Source organism: Promicromonospora sp. NPDC060271, from assembly GCF_042726755.1.
Taxonomy (GTDB): domain Bacteria; phylum Actinomycetota; class Actinomycetes; order Actinomycetales; family Cellulomonadaceae; genus Promicromonospora.
The window spans coordinates 1-3,810 of sequence record NZ_JBHXBG010000289.1 but is presented as its reverse complement, the minus strand read 5'-3'; the positions used below and the strand labels follow the sequence as shown (position 1 = coordinate 3,810).

The window sequence follows — 3,810 nt, the reverse complement described above, 5'->3', positions numbered from 1 at the left end:
GCGGGGGCCACCCCCGCCGTCGTCACCGTTCTCCCCAGTCACGACAGCACCCGAGGAAACCACACATGCCCACGTTCGAGATCGGACCCGAGGACTTCCTGCTCGACGGCGAGCGGATGCAGGTCGTCAGTGGCGCGCTGCACTACTTCCGCGTCCACCCCGACCAGTGGGCCGACCGTATCCACAAGGCCCGGCTGATGGGCCTGAACACCATCGAGACGTACGTCCCCTGGAACTTCCACGCCCCGGAACCCGGGGTCTTCGACCTGGACGGGCGGCGTGACCTCGGCCGGTTCCTCGACCTGGTGGCCCACGAGGGCCTGCACGCGATCGTGCGGCCGGGCCCCTACATCTGCGCGGAGTGGGACGGCGGCGGCCTGCCGGCCTGGCTGCTGGCGGACCCCACCGTCGGCGTACGCCGGCACGAGCCCGGCTTCCTCGACGCGATCGGCAAGTACTACGCGAGCCTGCTGCCGCTCGTCGCCGAGCGTCAGGTGACGCGCGGTGGCCCTGTGCTCATGGTGCAGGTCGAGAACGAGTACGGCGCCTACGGTGACGACCCGCTCCCCGAGCGGCAGAGGTACCTGCGGGCCCTGGTGGACCTCGTGCGCGGGCAGGACATCGAGGTCCCGCTGTTCACCTGCGACCAGGCGAACGACGAGATGCTGGAGCGCGGCGGCCTGCCGGAGCTGCACAGGACCGCGACGTTCGGGTCGCGCACCACCGAGCGGCTCGAGGTGCTGCGCAGGCACCAGCCCACCGGGCCGCTGATGTGCATGGAGTTCTGGAACGGCTGGTTCGACTCCTGGGGGCTGGAGCACCACCTGGCGCCCGCCGAGGCGAACGCCGCCGACCTGGACGACCTGCTCACGGCCGGCGGCTCCGTCAACCTGTACATGTTCCACGGCGGCACCAACTTCGGGCTCACGAGCGGCGCCAACGACAAGGGCATCTACCGGCCCATCGCGACGTCGTACGACTACGACGCACCCCTCGCGGAGGACGGCACCCCCACCGCGAAGTACTTCGCGATGCGCGACGTGATCGCGCGGCACCTGCCCGTGCCTGCCGAGGTCCCGGCGGACCGGCAGCCGGCGCCCGTCCTCGAGGTGGCCGTGACGGCGCACGTCCCGCTCGCCTCCGCCGTGCCGTCGCTGGTGCGCGGCGACCTGGCCGTGTTCGACCACGCGCCGACGATGGAGGAGCTTGGCCTCTGGTCGGGCTTCGCGGTGTACCGCACCACCATCGGTCCCGACGACGCCGTCCTGACCGTCGACGAGGTGCGTGACCGCGCGGTGGTGCTGCTCGACGGCGAACCGGTCGGGGTGCTCGACCGCGGGTCGCACACGTTCGCCGTCGCGCTGCCGGCCCGGGCGGGCGAGCTGACGCTGCTGGTCGAGAACCAGGGGCACGTCAACTACGGGCCGCGGATCGGCGAGCCCAAGGGACTGATCGGGACGGTACGCACCGCCGTACGGACCCTGGACGAGTGGCAGGCGGCCGCCCTGCGCGTCGAGGACGCCCCGGAGCTCCTGCGGGCGGCACTGGACGCCGCGCCCGGCGGCGGGGCCGACGGCGCGGCCGTCGCGGGCCTGCACCGCGGCACGTTCGACTCGGTGGCCGGCGCCGACCACTTCCTGCGCCTCGACGGCTGGACCAAGGGTCTTGCGTGGGTCAACGGCGAGCTGCTCGGGCGGTACTGGAGCCTCGGCCCCACGCACACGCTGTACGTCCCGGGCCCGCTGGTCCGTGAGTCGGGCAACGAGCTGGTCCTCCTGGAGCTGCACGGCGGGGCGGCGAGGCGGGCAGCGTTCGTGACCGCCCCGGCCCTGGGCGTCACGGAACAGTAGGCCTCTAGACCGCTGAGTGCTGGATTTTCGCCCTGTTATGCACGATCGAGGGGCGAAAATCCAGCACTCAACAGTTGGGGTCAGCCCTTGACCGAGCCGAGCATTACCCCCGAGACGAAGTACCGCTGCACGAACGGGTAGACGCACAGGATCGGGATGATCGTCAGGATCATCGTCACGGACTGGATGTTCGCGTTGATGGCGGCCGTCGTCGTCCCGGCGACCGCCGCCCCCTCCGACGCCGTGGTCGACGCGCCCGCGATGAGGTTGCGCAGGAAGAGCGTGACCGGGAAGAGCTCCTGCTTGTCGAGGTAGAGGAACGCCGTGAACCAGTCGTTCCAGTACGCGACCGAGTAGAACAGGACCATCGTGGCGACGACGGGCTTCGACAGCGGCAGGACGATCCGGGTGAAGATGCCGAACCAGCCCAGCCCGTCGATCTGCGCGGCCTCCTCGAGCTCCCTCGGCAGGCTCTCGAAGAAGGCCTTCATCACCAGCAGGTTGAACACCGAGATCGCGCCGGGCAGGATCACCGCCCACATGGTGTTCTTCATGCCGAGGGCCGAGATCAGCACGTAGTTCGGGACGATCCCGCCGTTGAAGAACATCGTGAAGACGGCGATCCCGATCAGCAGGCTCCGGCCCCGCAGGTGCGGCTTGGAGATCGCGTACGCGAAGGTCGTCGTCAGGACCATCGCGATGGCGGTCCCGAGGATCGTGTACAGGACGGTGTTGCCGTACGCGTTCCAGAAGGTCCCGTTCCGCGCCACGGCCCCGTAGGTGTCCAGGTTGAACCCGACGGGCCACACGCTGACCAGGCCCGCCTTGATCGCGCCGGCGCTGGAGAACGACTCGGCGAGCACGGTGACGAACGGATAGAGCATCACCACGCACACCAGCACGAGCACAACTGTGTTGATCGCCGTGAAGGCGCGGTAGCCCCTGGTGTCGCGGGGGCCGATCGATACGCCGGAGCCCGCCGAGACGGACCGCACGGTCATGGCGTTCTGCGTCACCACAGGCTTGCTCCCGTCAGTCGCCGCGAGATGAGATTCGCGGACAGCACCATGACCAGCCCGATGCAGGCCTGGAAGAGCCCGATCGCCGCCGCGTAGCTGAGGTTGTTGGACACCAGCCCGACGCGGTACAGGTACGTCGAGATCACGTCGGCCGTCGAGTAGGTCAGCGGGCTGTAGAGCAGGAGGACCTTCTCGAACCCGACGTTGAGGAACGTCCCGATGTTGAGGATCAGCAGCGTGATCATCGTGGGCCGGATGCCGGGCAGGGTGACGTGCCACGTCTGCCGCCACCGGCCCGCGCCGTCGATCCGGGCCGCCTCGTAGAGCGAGGCGTCGACGGTCGTCAGCGCGGCGAGGTACAGGATGGTTCCCCACCCGACGGTCTGCCACACCTCCGACCCGACGTAGATCGCACGGAACCACTCCGGCCGCTGCAGGAACGGGACCGGCTCCCCGCCCAGGGCCTCGGTGATCTGGTTGACGGTGCCCTGCAGCGACAGGAGCTGCATGACCATCCCGGCGACGATCACCACCGAGAGGAAGTGCGGCAGGTAGGAGATCGACTGGACCACCCGCTTGAACGCCTTCTTGCGCACCTCGTTGAGCAGGAGGGCCAGGACGATGGGCAGCGGGAAGCCGACGAGCAGCGTGAGCGCCCCGATGGCGACGGTGTTGCCGAACACGTGCCAGAACATCGGGTCGTTCACGAACATCTCGATGTAGAGCAGCCCCACCCATTCCTCGCCGAAGATGCTCCCGCCCGGCCGGAACCGGCGGAACGCGATGACGTTCCCCAGCATCGGGCCGTAGCGGAAGATCAGGAGGAACACGATCGGCAGGAACGCCATGAGGTAGAGGACGCCGTCCCGCCGCCAGACGAGACGCCACGGCACCTTGGACCCGTGGCGGCCCTGCCGGCCGTCGGCCCGCGGTCGGCCGAC

General features: G+C 69.2%; 3 protein-coding genes. 1 reads left to right on the top strand and 2 read right to left on the bottom strand.

Going from position 1 to position 3,810, the window contains the following annotated elements; all coding sequences use genetic code 11:
• Nucleotides 1-65: 65 nt before the first annotated feature.
• Nucleotides 66-1,850, top strand: coding sequence for a beta-galactosidase family protein (locus ACFWE2_RS24965; protein WP_377226903.1), 1,785 nt, complete (start codon nt 66-68; stop codon nt 1,848-1,850).
• Between the two features lie 80 nt (nt 1,851-1,930).
• Here the strand turns inward: ACFWE2_RS24965 and ACFWE2_RS24960 are convergent, their stop codons facing one another.
• Entirely contained in the window at nt 1,931-2,851 is a 921-nt protein-coding gene (locus tag ACFWE2_RS24960; protein ID WP_377226904.1) for a carbohydrate ABC transporter permease, read from the bottom strand.
• A gap of 11 nt (nt 2,852-2,862) precedes the next feature.
• On the bottom strand, nt 2,863-3,810 hold a 948-nt coding region (locus tag ACFWE2_RS24955), incomplete at its 5' end, for an ABC transporter permease (protein ID WP_377226902.1).